Origin of the sequence: uncultured Succiniclasticum sp. (assembly GCF_902793885.1) — a bacterium.
In the GTDB taxonomy this organism is placed as follows: Bacteria; Bacillota; Negativicutes; order Acidaminococcales; family Acidaminococcaceae; genus Succiniclasticum.
Window position 1 is genome coordinate 94,026 of record NZ_CADBFF010000005.1, and the last position, 15,996, is coordinate 110,021.

14 protein-coding genes are annotated in these 15,996 nt (G+C 49.8%); all 14 read left to right on the forward strand.

Going from position 1 to position 15,996, the window contains the following annotated elements:
- Window positions 1-100: 100 nt before the first annotated feature.
- The 14 genes from QZV31_RS04155 to QZV31_RS04220 all read left to right on the forward strand — a co-directional run bounded on the left by QZV31_RS04155 (window position 101) and on the right by QZV31_RS04220 (window position 15,871).
- Window positions 101-349 (forward strand): hypothetical protein, encoded by a 249-nt coding sequence (locus tag QZV31_RS04155; RefSeq protein WP_093730646.1) that lies wholly within the window; start codon window positions 101-103, stop codon window positions 347-349.
- 171 nt (window positions 350-520) lie between these two features.
- Complete coding sequence (locus QZV31_RS04160; RefSeq protein ID WP_295358426.1) at window positions 521-667, forward strand: hypothetical protein; 147 nt, start codon at window positions 521-523, stop codon at window positions 665-667.
- A gap of 178 nt (window positions 668-845) precedes the next feature.
- The gene (locus QZV31_RS04165) at window positions 846-2,270 is read left to right on the forward strand and encodes an FAD-binding oxidoreductase (protein WP_295358428.1); all 1,425 of its coding nucleotides are present in this window, start codon (window positions 846-848) and stop codon (window positions 2,268-2,270) included.
- A 107-nt stretch (window positions 2,271-2,377) separates the two neighbouring features.
- On the forward strand, window positions 2,378-3,034 hold the full coding sequence (locus tag QZV31_RS04170; protein WP_295358430.1) for a CatA-like O-acetyltransferase, family 3: 657 nt from the start codon (window positions 2,378-2,380) through the stop codon (window positions 3,032-3,034).
- Window positions 3,035-3,680: 646 nt separating this feature from the next.
- Window positions 3,681-4,958: a radical SAM family heme chaperone HemW gene (gene hemW, locus QZV31_RS04175; RefSeq protein ID WP_295358500.1), complete on the forward strand. Its 1,278-nt coding sequence runs from the start codon at window positions 3,681-3,683 to the stop codon at window positions 4,956-4,958.
- A gap of 385 nt (window positions 4,959-5,343) precedes the next feature.
- The gene (gene hrcA / locus QZV31_RS04180; RefSeq protein WP_093730642.1) at window positions 5,344-6,384 is read left to right on the forward strand and encodes a heat-inducible transcriptional repressor HrcA; all 1,041 of its coding nucleotides are present in this window, start codon (window positions 5,344-5,346) and stop codon (window positions 6,382-6,384) included.
- A gap of 137 nt (window positions 6,385-6,521) precedes the next feature.
- Window positions 6,522-7,220, forward strand: a complete 699-nt coding sequence (locus QZV31_RS04185; protein ID WP_295358433.1) for a nucleotide exchange factor GrpE — start codon at window positions 6,522-6,524, stop codon at window positions 7,218-7,220.
- 139 nt (window positions 7,221-7,359) lie between these two features.
- A complete protein-coding gene (gene dnaK, locus QZV31_RS04190) occupies window positions 7,360-9,210 on the forward strand; it encodes a molecular chaperone DnaK (protein ID WP_295358435.1) in 1,851 nt (616 codons plus the stop codon).
- A 23-nt stretch (window positions 9,211-9,233) separates the two neighbouring features.
- A complete protein-coding gene (dnaJ, locus tag QZV31_RS04195) occupies window positions 9,234-10,400 on the forward strand; it encodes a molecular chaperone DnaJ (protein WP_295358437.1) in 1,167 nt (388 codons plus the stop codon).
- Between the two features lie 397 nt (window positions 10,401-10,797).
- Window positions 10,798-11,904 carry a hypothetical protein gene (locus tag QZV31_RS04200; protein ID WP_295358439.1) on the forward strand — a complete coding sequence of 369 codons (1,107 nt, stop codon included), beginning with the start codon at window positions 10,798-10,800 and terminating at the stop codon, window positions 11,902-11,904.
- Between the two features lie 43 nt (window positions 11,905-11,947).
- Window positions 11,948-12,682: a 16S rRNA (uracil(1498)-N(3))-methyltransferase gene (locus tag QZV31_RS04205; RefSeq protein WP_295358441.1), complete on the forward strand. Its 735-nt coding sequence runs from the start codon at window positions 11,948-11,950 to the stop codon at window positions 12,680-12,682.
- An 84-nt stretch (window positions 12,683-12,766) separates the two neighbouring features.
- Window positions 12,767-13,711, forward strand: a complete 945-nt coding sequence (gene prmA, locus QZV31_RS04210) for a 50S ribosomal protein L11 methyltransferase (protein WP_295358443.1) — start codon at window positions 12,767-12,769, stop codon at window positions 13,709-13,711.
- Window positions 13,712-13,821: 110 nt separating this feature from the next.
- Window positions 13,822-15,252, forward strand: a complete 1,431-nt coding sequence (gene mtaB, locus QZV31_RS04215; protein WP_295358445.1) for a tRNA (N(6)-L-threonylcarbamoyladenosine(37)-C(2))-methylthiotransferase MtaB — start codon at window positions 13,822-13,824, stop codon at window positions 15,250-15,252.
- A gap of 271 nt (window positions 15,253-15,523) precedes the next feature.
- Window positions 15,524-15,871: a histidine triad nucleotide-binding protein gene (locus tag QZV31_RS04220; protein WP_295358447.1), complete on the forward strand. Its 348-nt coding sequence runs from the start codon at window positions 15,524-15,526 to the stop codon at window positions 15,869-15,871.
- The last annotated feature ends 125 nt before the right edge of the window (window positions 15,872-15,996 follow it).

Consider the following 15,996-nt stretch of genomic DNA (forward strand, 5'->3'; position numbering starts at 1 on the left):
GGCTTTTCAATAAAAACAGAGGTTGCTTCCATTTCGTTTTTCGTTTAAAATGTATAATAAAGGCGCTTTGGATATTGTTATGTGAAAGGTGGTAGTTGTTATGCCAATCAACAGAAATGAACTGACAAAAGAAATGGTCATAAAAGCCCTGCAGTGCAAGGATGCCGATGAACTGATCGTGTTGGCGAAGACCGGCGGCATCGAGCTGACGAAAGAAGAGGCCGAAACCTACATGGCGGAACTGGCTGATTTCGAACTGGATGGCGAAAACCTGAAAAAAGTCTCCGGAGGCATTTTCGAATGCTATATGAGAAATGATTGCATGTATGCGTTTGACGATTGGAAATAACGCGGATTAACGTGGATTGTTTTATCCGATATATTTCAGGAGTCATCATTCATAGTGAGCGAAACAGCCGTGGAGTTATTTTCTGCGGTTGTTTTTTATAATGAAGGTAGACGGGACAGTTGCTAAGAACGAAATAAGATGCAGCAGTTCTGCAGAAAGGGGAGTAAGGGAATGGATAAGCAGAGCAAGAAATATGATATAAAAGATAAGAGGGTTATCGTAGACCTGTTCGTTCTTTGGCTCGCGTTGACCGCGCTTTCCTGCGCGGCAATCAATCTTCATATCTCGTTGAATAAGCTGGGGAAAAAGGAAGAATAGCGTAGAGGAGTAACTTGCGTTAAATTTTATATATTTTCAGAAGGTTGTTGCGTAATAGAATTAGAGTGTGATAAAATAAAAATGATTTTAAGATGGAAATTACTATGAAATTTGAGCAAAAATATAGTATTACATCTTTACGCGAAGATAATAATTCTTTGATTAAAAGGAGGATATTATGTCTTTTCAATCCCTGACCCCTGAAGTACTTGCACAACTTACCGCCGCGCTCCCCGAAAGCGTTCTGACCGGGGACCAGATCAGCGAAGACTATGCCCACGATGAGATGGTGTCCGCCGGTTTCCGTATGCCGGAGGCTGTAGTGATGGCGCGGTCGACAGAAGAGGTTTCAAAAGCCTGCAAAATTCTGTACGAGAATAACATCCCCATCATTCCCCGCGGGGCCGGAACCGGGCTCAGCGGCGGATGTGCGCCCATCTGCGGCGGTGTGGTCATTGATACGACTAAGATGAATCATATTCTGCGCTGGGATTTGGACAATGGCCTTGTTCACATTGAAGCCGGCGTCCTGTTGGCTGACCTGACTGCCGCCTGCACGGAACGCGGCGTGTTCTATCCGCCTGACCCCGGCCAACGGTTTGCTGCGGTGGGTGGAAACGTGGCCACCAACGCCGGTGGGATGCGTGCCGTGAAATACGGCTGCACCCGTGAATATGTCCGCACCATGACGGTGGTGCTTCCCGACGGCCGTGTGGTGAAGCTGGGCGGTGAACCCAGCAAAAACAGTTCCGGGTATTCCCTCCTGCATCTGCTGATTGGTTCTGAGGGGACTCTGGGAATCATCACGGAAATTGGACTAAAACTCATCCCCCAGCCAAAATTCCAGGTTTCCCTTCTGGGAATGTTTGAGGATTTGGAGGCCTGTATCCGTTGCGTGCCTGTGGTCAAGCATTCCGGGCTGGATCCCCAGTCTCTGGAATTTATGCCCCGTTCCAATGTAGAACGGGCGGAGAAATTCACGGAAAAGGTGGTATATCCTGCCGTGAGTGAGGGGACAAACGTGGGAGCATATCTTCTCACTACCTTTGATTGTCGCCGGGAAGAGGAAATGGAAGAGACCATGGAGGCGGCTGCTGAAGTCATGCTGGAAGGCGGCGCCCTGGATGTGCTCGTATTTGATAATGCCAATGCGATGAAAGCGGCCTGGGATATGCGCAGGGCCGTGCCGGAGGCTATCCTCGAAACCTATGACAAGGTGGAGGAATGCGACATCGTGGTTCCCATCAGCTACATCGCGGAGATTGTGGAATATGCGCAGAGCCTGGCAGATGAGGTAGGTCTGGATATTAATACCTACGGACACGCCGGAGACGGCAACATCCATATCAAACTCTGTGCTAATGGCATGGAGGAACAGGAGTTCCGCGCCCGGTCGGATAAGTTCCTGGATCTGATTTATGCGAAAGGCAAGGGAATGAACGCCCTGATCTCCGGAGAACACGGTATCGGAGCGGTTTCCGTCCGGCGTCTGGAGGACTATGTAGGCAGTGATGTGATGCAGCTGATGCAGGGCATCAAGGCGGTATTCGATCCGAAAGGGCTTTTGAATCCGGGCAAGGTCTGCACGTATGTGAAAGACTGACATGACAGTTTAGTTAGTTTCATTAAACAAGGCCGGTATTTCAGGTACCGGTCTTTTTTTGGTATAATAATCTTGTAACAGCAAGAAGAACAGGAAAGAATGGTAACATGGACTACAGGATTATAGACAGGGAATCGTATTACCGGAAAGGCGTTTTTCGTCATTTTTCCGAAGACTGCAAATGTTCTACATCGATGACAGCCCGGATTGATGTCACCGATCTCGTGGAGTATTCCCAAAAAACGAAGACTAAATTTTATATCAATTTCCTTTACATCCTCACAAAAGTGATGAACTCGAGAGAGGATTACAGAATGGGTTATCTCTGGCAGACAGAAGAACTGGTCTGCTATGAGGTAATCAATCCAACGCAGTATGTTTTCCATGACGATACGGAAACCTTCACGCTGGTTTACACAGAATACTGTGCGGATTACGCGGCGTTTTATTCCAATGCGCTTCAGGATGTGGAACAGGCAAAGAAGACAAGGGACTATGGACTGGATTTGGAACATCATCCGAACTGGTTTGATGCTTCCTGTATTCCGTGGCTTTCGTATGATTCGCTGCATGTTGAATTGCCGGACGGGTATTTGTTCTTCGCGCCTATTGTCAACTGGGGAAAATATCGCAGGGAAAACGGGAGGCTGTTAATGCCGGTGACCGTACGCCTGAATCATGCGGTCGCCGATGGGTATTTAGTTGCCAATGTGTTTCGCCTGCTGCAGCAGGAAATGGAATTGTTTGTACAGCAAGAGTCGTAAAGTAAGGAGTTGCGGTCAAAAGCCACCGGGCGTGTAAAAGCGTCCGGTGATTTTTGTGTTATCTCTTTTGGCCGGATTTTCCGGGTCGGCGTAATGGCAGCTCTCCCGAACAAACAATAGAATGCTGGCAGGTTAAGTTACAAAGAGACAAACAAATAGTCTGTCTATATTTATAACAGAGAGCAGGCTCTAAACCTGCGCCATCACTGGCCTGACAAAAATTTTCCGGTCACTAAACTGACCGGATGCAATGTCAGCCCGGCAAGTTGCCGTGAAATTGGATAAAAAATGTAAAACTTCAGAAACCTGCATAAGTAGTGGCGTGGCGAGGTGAATCTGTAAATGATTGATTATTGATTACGTTTATACTGATATATGGTATAATTAAATTGAGTTTTAATATTTTTTTTCGCGCAAATTGTTGATTGGGAAAGAACGTATTTCCTGACCAATTATTATATGCCTTGAAGAAGGAATAAAGTTCTATTATTAAAAAATGAATCCTGATGCAGCTGGTAGGTCATTCTGAATCAGGAAAGTTGCAATGCTGATGGAGGACACTGCCTGCGTGGATCAGTATGCCGCGGCGCATGGGCTGAGCCTTTTTTCCTCCGGCAGCGTGGTGAAAGTGTAAGTGATCAATATGATGGAACGGTGGGAACAATTCCAAGGGGTATATGTTCATACCCCTTTTTGTTTACAAAAATGTTTATATTGTGATTTTCCGTCCTATGCCGGGTTCACGGAAGCAGTGCGACAGCAATATGTGGAAGCGCTGTGCCGGGAAATTAAGCTTCGTTCCTTACAGCGTGAGCTGCCTGTTGCGGAAAACGCGACGGTGTATTTCGGGGGAGGGACGCCGACGGTTCTTTCCGTGGGACAAATTCAAAATATTGTTGCCTGCCTGAAAGAGTACGGCTGGTGGAAGGAACCGGCGGAAGCAACCATTGAAGCCAATCCCGGAACAGTAGACGCTGAAAAACTGAAGGCATTGCGCGAAATTGGCTTTAACCGCATCAGCTTAGGGGTGCAGTCTCTGCAGAACAACGAATTGCGGGCGCTGGGGCGGATCCACACGGCGGAAGAGGCGTTGCGCGCGATTGACGAAGCAAAGCTGGCAGGCTTCCAACGTGTCAACGCGGATCTGATCTCCGGCATTCCCTGCCAGACGGTGGAGTCTTTCCGCGACACAATGAATCAGATTTTGCAGATGAACCTGTCGCACATTTCTGCGTACTGCCTGATTCTGGAAGAAGGGACGCCGCTGGAACGGTTGGTTTCGTCAGGACGGGTTACTTTGCCGGATGAAGACATTTCTTACTTAATGTATGAGATGACCACGGAGATTTTGGCGCAGGCAGGGCTGCGACGCTATGAAATATCCAATTGCGCGAAACCCGGCCAGGAGTCTCTTCATAATATTGTGTACTGGCATTACGAACCTTACGCGGCCTTCGGGGTGGGCGCCTGTACCTTTAACGGAAAAGAACGGCGGACGAATACGGCAGATGTGCAGGAATATATAAAAGGCTGGAGGAAGGAAGGGCCTGTACCGCAAAACGATGATAATACAATGAACGGGAAGGATACTTCTTCTGTTCCTATGCTTTCTGCAGAAAAGGAAAAGAAAGGAGTAACTGACCTTTTACACTCTTCTGTCAATGAGTACAGGGGTCTGTGGCAAACGGAACCCCTTGACCGCAGAATCCAGATCAGCGAAGCGATGATCATGGGTCTTCGTATGACGGAAGGCGCAGATATAAACAAAATGGAAAAACGGTTTGATATAAACATAATGAACTATTATGGAAAGGAAATCCAAACGCTGCTGGATAAAAAACTGGCAGAGTGCGAAGATGGAAAGCTGCGGCTGACAACTTATGGCATGCGGTTCGGTAACCGCGTGTTTGAAAAATTTATATGAGCTACGTTGAGGAGCATTAATGCAGTTGATTGATTGTGTCACGACCTTTTGCAAGTTTCATTTCCACTCGGCGGATAGTAGTTACCCGGCCGGCGTTTTAACAGCATCGGTCAGCATATTTGAATTGATTCGTGTTTTCTTACTTCATAACCAACGGGAGTCGTTCACTGAAAAGAGTGTAACGGCTCTTTTTAATTTTGAAGTTTGTGTGAATTGTGCGGAAAAAATAAAAATTTTACTTTTTGACTATTGACATTGTTGGCAAAGGGTGCTATTCTTACATTGTGAAAGATGTTAGCACTCTGCGTACGTGAGTGCTAACAAAAAACAGAACCACGAAGGAGGCCTGCAGCAAAAGCCTCCTGAACAAAGATGAGGTGGGATTATGTTAAACGACCGTAAACGGAAAATCCTGCAGATCATCATCGAAGACTACATTGAAACTGCGGAACCGGTGGGTTCGCGAACCATTGCCCGCAAACATAATCTGGGATTGAGTCCGGCCACCATCCGTAACGAGATGAGCGATCTGGAACTGTTAGGTTACCTTGAGCAGCCTCATACCTCGGCAGGACGTGTTCCTTCTGCGCAGGCGTACCGTCTGTATGTGGATTCCATGGTGGATTCCATGAAGGAAGAACCCGGCGTGCTGACGGAAAATGACAGGGCGCTGATCAACAGCTGGTATAAAGAACGCATCCGTAACATGGATGACATTTTTAAATCCACTGCCAAGATTTTGTCCCGCATGACCCAGAATGTTTCGCTGGTGCTGGCCAATAAAAAATCTACGGCCCGGTTCAAGTACCTGAAGTTTTTACCCCTGAGCGATACCCAGGCGATCATGTGCATCGTCACAGATGACGGGGCCATGGACAACGGATTGATCGATATCCCGGCAGGGATGAGCAGCGCCGAAATGGATTACCTGTCCGGCAAGATGAGCAATCTGCTGGAAGGCAGAAGGCTCACGGAAATTACCGGCGACCTGTTGCAGGAAGTGTACTCCGCCGTATCTGAGGATGAAGTGATGCTGGCTTCCCTGAAGAAAGCCATCAGCAACATCGCCGCGAAGAACAGTGAGCAGAAAGTGTTCCTTGGCGGCGCCAAGCAGCTGCTGAACCAGCCGGAATTCCAGGATGTGGGCAGGGTGAAAAACCTGTTGGGTATCCTGGAAGAGGAAAAAGTGGTGAAGGATATTCTGAACGCCGGGGATGATTCCGGTCTGAAGGTGACCATCGGCAGCGAGAACAAGTTCACCGGCATCAAGGACTGCAGCATGGTGCAGGCTACCTACCGGCTGAACGGACAAATCGTAGGGACTATGGCGGTGCTGGGGCCTACCCGGATGGAATACCGCAAGGTCATCGCGGTGATGAATTATCTGCACAAGTATCTGGAAACCATATTGAAAGACCCGAAGTGATTTCCCAACTGCACCTGCTTCCGGAGAATTTGTAAAAATAAATCAGGAAGCGCGGACGGATTGTGGGAGAACGTTTAATAAGAAAATTATCATTTTATATAGATTGACAGACAAGAAATCCAAAAGGAGGAACCGTGTTGTTTAAGAGGAAGAGTGAAGAAGAAATCCGGGAAGAGGTTGATCCGAATCAGAACGCAAATGCGCATACCGAAGAGGAAACCGTAACCGGAAGCGCGCCGGAAGAGGCGGCGGCCCCGGAATCCGGAAACGGGGAAGGGATGGCCGGAAATGCTGCAGAGGAAGCAAAGCCGGAGGAAGCAAAGCCGGAGGAAGCAGCGGAAGAAACGCTGGAAGATGTACAGGCTAAACTGACAGCCACGGCGGCTCTGCTGAAAACAAAAGAGGAAGAAGCGACGGAAACCAAAAACCGGCTGCTGCGCCTCCAGGCGGATTTCGATAATTTCCGCCGCCGCAACACAGCGGAGCGGGAAGAGCTGGCTACGTATGTGACCATCAGTGTGGTCAACAAGTTTTTACAGATTCTGGATAACTTTGAACGGGCAGAAGCCGCGGCGGAAAACGCGACAGACGTACAGAGCGTGGTGGATGGCATGGCCGGCATCCAGAAGCAGTTCGTAAAAACTTTGGAAGACTTGGGTGTAAAGGAGATTCCCGCCCAGGGCGAAAAGTTTAACCCCAATTTCCACGAAGCGGTGATGCGGGGGCAGAACCCGGAGATGGAAGACGAGACCATTGACATGGTTTTTGAAAAAGGTTACCAGCTCCACGACAAAGTGGTGCGTCACAGCAAGGTGCGCGTCATCAGCAACGAGTAAAAGTTTAACAAAACCGAATGTCGGTGCTGACAAAAAAGCAGGCGCCGGCAACGTAAAAATGTTTAAGTTATGAACCGAAAGGTTCAAAGATTTATAAAGTGTTTATGAATTCAGTTTAAAATTTAAGGAGGAATACATCATGTCTAAAGTAATTGGTATTGACTTAGGTACTACGAACTCTGTTGTTGCAGTAATGGAAGGTGGCGAACCCACCGTTATCACGAACCCGGAAGGCAGCCGCCTGACTCCTTCTGTAGTCGGTTTCACGAAAGACGACCAGCGTCTGGTTGGCCAGATGGCAAAACGTCAGGCGATTTCCAATCCGGCCCGTACTGTAAGCTCCATTAAACGGCACATGGGCGAAGCCGGTTACCGTGTGGAGATCGGCGACAAGAAATTCTCCCCGGAAGAAATCTCCGCCATGATCCTGCAGAAGCTGAAAGCGGACGCGGAAAAATATCTGGGAGAAACCGTAACCCAGGCGGTCATCACCGTTCCGGCTTACTTCTCCGATTCCCAGCGTCAGGCTACCAAAGATGCAGGCAAGATCGCGGGTCTGGAAGTACTGCGTATCATCAACGAACCGACGGCGGCTTCCCTGGCTTACGGTATCGACAAGACCGACGATCATACCATCCTGGTATATGACCTGGGCGGCGGCACCTTCGATGTCAGCATCCTGGAACTGGGCGACGGCGTATTCGAAGTAAAAGCCACCAACGGCGATACCCATCTGGGCGGCGACGATTTCGATGACCGCATCATGAACTGGATGGTTGCGGAATTCAAGAAAGAAAGCGGCATCGACCTGTCCAACGACAAGATGGCCATGCAGCGTCTGCGTGAAGCAGCGGAAAAGGCCAAGATCGAACTGTCCAGCATGGTGACCACCAACATCAACCTGCCGTTCATCACGGCTGGTGCTGACGGCCCGAAACATCTGGACATGAACCTGACCCGCGCCAAATTCGAAGAAATGACGGCGGATCTGGTAGAACGGACCATTGGACCCACCAAACGGGCACTGAGCGATGCAGGCCTGTCCGCCAGCGATATCAACAAAGTAATCCTGGTTGGCGGTTCTTCCCGTATCCCGGCGGTACAGGAAGCCATCAAACGGGTGATGGGCAAAGAGCCTACCCGCAACGTTAACCCGGACGAATGCGTTGCCATCGGCGCTGCCATTCAGGCCGGCGTACTGGCAGGCGAAGTAAAAGACGTACTGCTGCTGGATGTAACGCCGCTGTCTCTGGGCATTGAAACCCTGGGCGGTGTATTCACCCGCATCATCGACCGCAACACCACCATTCCGACTTCCCGGAAGCAGGTATTCTCTACAGCTACGGATAATCAGCCTTCCGTTGATATCCATGTGCTGCAGGGCGAACGCGATATGGCGGCAGACAACAAGACCCTGGGCCGTTTCGAACTGGGCGGCATCCCGGCAGCTCCCCGCGGAGTTCCGAAGATTGAAGTTGCGTTCGATATCGATGCCAACGGTATCGTAAACGTAAGCGCCAAGGATCTGGGCACCGGCAAGGAACAGAAGATCACCATTACTTCTTCCGGCACCCTGAGCAAAGACGAAGTAGACCGCATGGTGAAAGAAGCGGAAGCCAACGCGGAAGCGGACAAGAAACGCAAGGAAGGCGTAGAGGTCCGCAACCAGGCCGACTCCCTGATCTACCAGGCGGAAAAGACCATCAAAGATATGGAAGGCAAGGGCAAGGACGACCTGATCGCCAAAGTTAAATCCGCGATGGAAACCCTGAAGGCCGATCTGAAGGGGAACGACAACGACAAGATCAAAGCTTCCACCGAAGCGCTGACCAAACCGTTGTATGAACTGTCTGCCGAACTGTACAAGCAGGCGGAAGCCAACAAGGGCGATGCAGGGGCTGCCGGTGCAGCCGGTGCGCAGGACGCAGGCGAAAGCAAAAAGCCGGACGACGATGTGGTTGACGCGGAAGTTGTTGACGATAAGAAATAAAATCAGCGGGATGGGATGAAACAATGGCTGAAAAAAGAGATTTTTATGAGGTGCTTGGCGTCTCCAAAGACGCCAGCGCCGATGATATCAAAAAAGCATATCGTAAGCTGGCACGCAAGTACCATCCTGATTTGAACAAGGATAATCCGGAAGCCGCTGAAAAGTTCAAGGAATGCAGCGAAGCGTACAGTGTCCTTTCGGATGATCAGAAGCGTGCCCAGTATGACCAGTTCGGCATGGCGGCCTTTGAAAACGGCGGCTCGGGTGGCGCCGGCGGCTTTGGCGGATTTGAAGGGTTTGGCGGTTTTGGCGCCGGCGGCTTCGGCAATGGCATGGAGGACATTTTCGATATGTTCTTCGGCGGCGCCGGCGGACGCCGGGGCAGCCAGGCTGATAAAGGTCCCCAGCGGGGCAGTGATCTGCGCTTTGACCTGAACCTGACCTTTGAGGAAGCCGCCTTTGGTGTAGAGAAAGAAATTTCCCTGTACCGGGATGAGACCTGCGAGCATTGCCATGGCAACTGCGCGGAACCCGGCTCCAAGGTGGAAACCTGTCCGGACTGCCACGGTACCGGTCAGATCCGTGTGGTACAGAACACCGTGCTGGGGCAGATGCAGACGGTACGGCCCTGCCCGAAATGCCATGGAGAAGGCAAGATCATTTCCGACCCCTGTCATGAATGCCGCGGTACAGGAACGGTCAAAAAACAGAAGAACCTGAAGGTGAAAGTTCCGGCCGGCGTGGCCGACGGTTCCCGTTTACGTGTGGCCAACGAAGGCGCTGCCGGTCCCAAGGGAGGACCGAACGGCGATTTGTACGTGTACCTGTTCGTGAAACCTCACAAGTTCTTTGAACGGGACGGAAACGATGTGTACTGCGAAGTGCCTATCAACATTGTGCAGGCATCTCTGGGCGCCGAGGTAGAAGTGCCTACTTTGGACGGCAAGGTTGTCATGAAAGTTCCGGAAGGAACGCAGCCGGGCCGGGTGATGCGCCTGCGTGGCAAAGGGATTCCGCATTTGCGGGGAACCGGCCGGGGCGACCAGCTGGTGCGCATCAAAGTTGTGGTGCCTACGAAGCTGACGGAACGGCAAAAAGCGGTGCTGCGTAATTTTGCCGATGTGGCCAAGGATAATATTAATCCGGAAGAGAAGAGCTTCCTGAACAAGATCAAGGATTTGTTTAAGTAAGAGAGCAACGGTTTGATTAGGTAAGGGAACTGAATATAATCACGGATTTTTGTAAGTAAGGAAACTGCGGAAAAGTTAAAAAGAGAGAAGGCTTTTAGTGCGGCTTGCAGAGAATGCAGGCCGTACTTTTTTGTGTTCAGTGCAAAGCACCGTATTTTGTGATAAAATATAATATAGGCTAAGCTAAGCATTATTTTTAAACCTGTCGTCATTTATATTTTAAGGAGACGCTGATTAAACGAGTTTATGCGATGACTGAGGGCTTTTTGCGACTGACAAGGAAATGGCCCGAAGGCGCGTAGCTGCGTTGAGGGACATTGACGTAGTCAGTCACAAAAAGCACCGGTCGGCGTGCAGACGAATTGATCAGTGTTTCCTTAATAACGAAGGGGATATTATGGCACAGTTTATAACAGATATTTTTGCGCAGTTAGACAAAAAGCGGGTGCTGCTCAGTGCCGGGACGAAAGAAAAACATGACACCATGACCGTAAATTGGGGCGGTATGCTGCATAATAAGAGAGTCTTTTTGCTTCGTTCAGTTATCCTGTGCCTGTTTGTGTCGTTTCTGTTTTCTGTAGCATGTACAGCTTGTGGTGAAGCCGCAGTACCGTTTGTCAGGATAGACAGGGACAAACTGAACGGCTGGAATGGCAAACTGGCCAATGTGAGACTGCTGGCGGATCACCGGTATCAATTTAAGAAAGTGAACCTCAAGTACAGATTTGATCCGGATTTTAAACCTTCCACAGAAGGGCTGGATACACTGTGTATTTCGGGCAGCGCGCAATTTTCGGGGCCGCAGTTCCGGAGACTTGCTTCTGTCTTGCGGGAATGCGCCAAGGGCAAGGACATATATGTTATTGATTTGCGGCAGGAAAGCCATGTTTTTGTTAACGAGGGAATTCCGCTCTCCTGGTACGGGTCTCACAACTGGGCAAATGAAGGGATGACGCTTAAGGAGGTTGAGGCTGACGAAGCAAAGCGCTTTGGGGCAATGATTGGGAAAACAATTCAGGCGTACACCAGAAAAGGCAATACGCCGATTGACCGAATGAAAATCAATGTTAAAAGCGTTATGACGGAAAAGGAACTGGTTGAAAGCGAAGGATTTAAATATCTGAGGATTCCGATTCGGGACCATATCTGGCCCCCGGCGAAAGATATCGACGGTTTTATATCCTTTGTAAACAGAATGGGTCCGGGTCAGGCCTGGCTGCATTTCCACTGTCATGCAGGTAAGGGACGCACGGGTATCATGATGATGATTTACGATATGATGAGGAATCCGGGCGTGCCGATGAAGGATATTGTTATCCGTCAGACGATGGCGGGAAGCAGTTATCCCCTTTACACCGAGAAATCCAACAGCTATAAAGTACCTCTCTATGAGGAAAAAGCCAGGATGATGCCCTTGATCTATGAATATGTGCAGGAAAACCGTAAAACGAACTATAAAGTCCCCTGGAGTTTATGGTTGAAAAAAAAGAAACAGATTGAGTAGTTTAATTTGATTAAAAGACATACGAAGTTTAAGCGAGGTTTGTATGCATCGTTTTTTCATTCCGAAGCCTTATAAACAGGAAATGCAGATTACCGGCAGGGACGCCCACCATATTATGGATGTGCTGCGTATGAGTACGGGAGATCAATTGCAGGTGGTAGCGGATGACGGCATCAGCTTTGTGGGGGAGATTACGGCTGTCAGTATGAATACAGTGACGGTTTCGGCAAAAGAAATCCTGCGGGAGACCCATGAGCCGGATGTGCGGATCTCCCTGCTGCAGGGTCTGGCCAAAGGCGAGAAGATGGAGTTGATTATACAGAAGGCTGTGGAGATTGGCGTTGTTGAAATTTTCCCGCTTGCCATGGATCATTCGGTGGTGGTGCTGGACCGTTCCAAAGCGGGAAAGAAAACAGAGCGCTGGCAGAAAATTGCGGAAGCAGCGGCCAAGCAGAGCAAACGGGATGTGATTCCGGCGGTGCATGGGGTTATGAAGTTGTCTCAGGTTCTGCAGGAAGATAATTGGGATTTGCTGGTGATTGCGTATGAAAGCGAAAACCGGATCAGTCTGAAGGAAGTGCTGCAGGCTCACAAAAATGCAAAGAGCATTGGCGTGATCATCGGGCCGGAAGGCGGGCTTTCCAATGAAGAGGTAAAAGCTGCGCAGGAAGCAGGCGGCATTGCGGTAAGCCTGGGGCGGCGGATTTTGCGAACAGAAACGGCCGGGCTGGTGGCTGCTGCGGCGATTTTGTATGAAACGGATAATCTGGGGATATGAATAGAAAACAGTAGCTGGAAGTCAGTATAAAAGTGAAACATGAAGCGGAAGAAGTAACAGCGGAAATAGTTTGGGGACAGGAACATGGAACAGTGGCTGGAAGTCAGCATAAAAGTAAAACATGAAGCGGAAGAAGTAACGGCGGAAATTTTGCGGGAGGCCGGCGCCCGGAACGGAGTGGCCATAGAGGACCCGGTGCTGTATGAAACGGTGCGCAAGTCATTGCCTTTTGAACTTTGCGACCCGCTGCCGGAAGAGACGGATTTGTCTGTGGTGACGGTAACGGCATATTATCCGGAAGATGAAGAACTGCAGAAAAGGCTGCAGCGAATCGAAGCGGAACTGACCGCGGTGGAAAAACGGATTGGACGCTTTCGTATCGGGCCCACGTTGTTCCGAAAAGTCAGTGAAACGGACTGGTCGGATGAATGGAAGCAGTATTTCCATGTGACCCGGGTGGGGAAACATATTGTAGTGAAACCCTCATGGGAAAGTTACGAGCCGGAAGCGGAGGACATCGTGCTGGAACTGGATCCCGGTATGGCTTTCGGTACGGGGACGCATCCGACGACGGTTCTTGTGTTGGAAGCCCTGGAAAAAATGGTTCATCGCGACACCACTGTGTTTGACGTGGGAACAGGCAGCGGCATTTTGGCCATGACCGCGGCAAGGTTAGGCGCAAAAAGTATCAAAGCAGTGGATATAGACGGAGTTGCAGTGCGGACGGCAATGGAAAATATTGCAAAAGCCGGACTGGCAGACCGCATCGAAGTAAAACAGGGCGACCTGCTTCACGGTACGGAAGGCAAAGCCGATGTGATCGTAGCCAATATTTTGGCGGACATCATTATCCTACTGCTGCCGGATATTCCCGGTAAGCTGAAGGAGGGCGGCCTGTTCTTCGCCAGCGGTATCATTGAAGATTATCAGCAGGCTGTAACCGAAGCCGCAGAAAAAGTTGGACTGCGTGTGAAAGAAGTGACCCGCATCAAAGACTGGGTGGGACTGCTGATGGAAAAAGCTTACTAATGGAGAGAGTTTCCGATTGGCGGCGGTTTCTGCGTTGTGATACAATATGAATTGCGACGACGATACGTTCTAACATTGTAAATGGATTGAGAGTCAGGAAAGATATTATAATGAACAAAATTGCGTTTATGACATTGGGCTGCAAAGTAAATCAGGCGGATACGGCCAGCATGCAGGAACTGTTCCGGCAGGCGGGATACACCGTTTGCGATTTTACGGAAGAGGCCGATGTGTATGTGGTAAATACCTGTGTGGTGACCAACACGGGACAGCAGAAGTCAAGGCAGATGATCCGGCGGGCCGTCCGCAAAGAGAATGATGCGCTGATCGTGGTGACGGGCTGCTATCCCCAGACTGCCGCGGAGGAAGTGAAAGCTATTGACGGGGTAGACCTGATCATTGGCACCCAGGACCGGGCGAAAATCGTGACGCTGGTGGAAGCGGCGCTGGACAGAAAACAGGCAATGAAAAGAGCTTCAGAGGTTTCTGATTCTGAGGCTGATAGAATAAAGGCAGAGGCTGATTCCAATGAGCCGGTAATAGTACAAAAACAATTTGTACAGTTACGCACTTCTGCAGTGGACGACGAAGTACGCCCCTGGGAACAGGGTGTGCAGTTTGAGGAAATGTCAGGGGGCAATGAAGCGGACAAGACCCGGGCCTACCTGAAAATTCAGGAAGGCTGCAACCAGTATTGCTCCTACTGCATCATTCCCTACGCACGGGGACCGATTCGTTCCCGGAGCCTGCAAAGTATAAAAGAAGAAGTGCAGCGCCTGACGAAAACGGGATACAGGGAAATTGTCCTGATCGGTATTCATCTTGGCTGCTACGGGAAAGAAATGAAAGACGGAACGACGTTATATGATGCGGTCCGGGCAGCGCTTTCCGTTCCGGACTTGCAGCGCCTGCGTCTGGGTTCCCTGGAATCGGTGGAAGTGGAACCGCGCCTGTTGGATTTGATGGCAGAGGACAAACGCCTGTGTCCTCATCTGCACTTGCCCCTGCAGAGCGGGTGCGATAAGGTTTTAAAAGATATGCACCGTCCGTACGATACGAAGCGATTCGCAACGCTGTTGGAGCAGATCCGTAAGGAAGTTCCCGGCGTTGCGATTACGACAGATGTTATCGTGGGTTTTCCCGGCGAAACGGAAAACGACTTTTCCGCAACCTGCCATTTTGTAAAACAATGCGGCTTTGCCAAGATGCACATCTTCCCGTACTCCAAACGAAAAGGCACACCGGCGGCAGCAAGGCAGGACCAGATTCCGGAGGCCGTAAAGAAATACCGGGCGGAAAAACTGGCAGAGCTGGACAAAGAAATGCAGCAGGCGTATTTTTCACAAAATGTGGGAACAAATCATGCGGTGCTGGTGGAACAACCGATAATAACAGACAAGAAAGCCACCGGATGTGTAGAAGGTTTAACGGAAAACTACATCCGGGTGGAATTTAAAGGCGAACCGGACTTATGCGGTAAAATGATAGATGTCAAAATCACGGAAGCCTTAATTGACAAGTGTAAAGGCATCATTTTATAATTTGAAGTAGTTGCAGGAAAGAAAAAGAAATGAGCAAAACATAGTGAAGCATTTCGTTTGAACGTTTACTGGGCAACCCGTAAGGGCCCCAGTTTGACGAGCGAGCAACGCGAAGCTTGCTGAGCGGGCGGAGTGAGGAAGTGGGAGACGGATTGCCCAGTAAACGCAACTTCGGGTTTCGATGCCACAGACGCATGAATCCATGGAATAGCAAGCGTTTACGGTTTTGCGAATTCTTTTCCTAACGAAGTATTTTAAAGGAGGCATTATCATGAGTGACTGTATCTTTTGCAAAATCGCGGCAGGCGAAATCCCATCCAACAAAGTGTACGAAGACGACAAGATGATCGCATTCAAAGATCTGGAACCGGCGGCTCCGGTGCATGTGCTTTTAGTACCCAAAACCCATGCGGACAATGTGATGGCAGCAGAACCGGAATTAGTTGGTTACATGCTGGGCAAAGTTGCGGAGATTGCAGAAAAGCTTGGGATTAAAGAAGACGGATTCCGCCTGATCATCAACACAGGGAAAGACGGCGGACAGACCGTACAGCACCTGCACATCCATCTGATCGGCGGGAAAGCTATGGGCTGGCCTCCCTTCCCGAAAGAATCATAATCAAATACATTGGCATGATTCAGCTGCCGTAAGTCGGATTGGCGGTCAGACACCGGAATTTTGTGTGGGATTTCTTTTTCTGTTTTTCATAAAAAACTGTGAAAAGAATGGAATTTTGCGGCGCG

Bases quoted from the DNA above. Each gene is read 5' to 3' on its own strand.
- QZV31_RS04155 (WP_093730646.1), top strand. From the start codon at position 101: ATGCCAATCAACAGAAATGAACTGACAAAAGAAATGGTCATAAAAGCC.
- QZV31_RS04160 (WP_295358426.1), top strand. From the start codon at position 521: ATGGATAAGCAGAGCAAGAAATATGATATAAAAGATAAGAGGGTTATC.
- QZV31_RS04165 (WP_295358428.1), top strand. From the start codon at position 846: ATGTCTTTTCAATCCCTGACCCCTGAAGTACTTGCACAACTTACCGCC.
- QZV31_RS04170 (WP_295358430.1), top strand. From the start codon at position 2,378: ATGGACTACAGGATTATAGACAGGGAATCGTATTACCGGAAAGGCGTT.
- hemW (WP_295358500.1), top strand. From the start codon at position 3,681: ATGGAACGGTGGGAACAATTCCAAGGGGTATATGTTCATACCCCTTTT.
- hrcA (WP_093730642.1), top strand. From the start codon at position 5,344: ATGTTAAACGACCGTAAACGGAAAATCCTGCAGATCATCATCGAAGAC.
- dnaK (WP_295358435.1), top strand. From the start codon at position 7,360: ATGTCTAAAGTAATTGGTATTGACTTAGGTACTACGAACTCTGTTGTT.
- dnaJ (WP_295358437.1), top strand. From the start codon at position 9,234: ATGGCTGAAAAAAGAGATTTTTATGAGGTGCTTGGCGTCTCCAAAGAC.
- QZV31_RS04200 (WP_295358439.1), top strand. From the start codon at position 10,798: ATGGCACAGTTTATAACAGATATTTTTGCGCAGTTAGACAAAAAGCGG.
- QZV31_RS04205 (WP_295358441.1), top strand. From the start codon at position 11,948: ATGCATCGTTTTTTCATTCCGAAGCCTTATAAACAGGAAATGCAGATT.
- prmA (WP_295358443.1), top strand. From the start codon at position 12,767: ATGGAACAGTGGCTGGAAGTCAGCATAAAAGTAAAACATGAAGCGGAA.
- mtaB (WP_295358445.1), top strand. From the start codon at position 13,822: ATGAACAAAATTGCGTTTATGACATTGGGCTGCAAAGTAAATCAGGCG.
- QZV31_RS04220 (WP_295358447.1), top strand. From the start codon at position 15,524: ATGAGTGACTGTATCTTTTGCAAAATCGCGGCAGGCGAAATCCCATCC.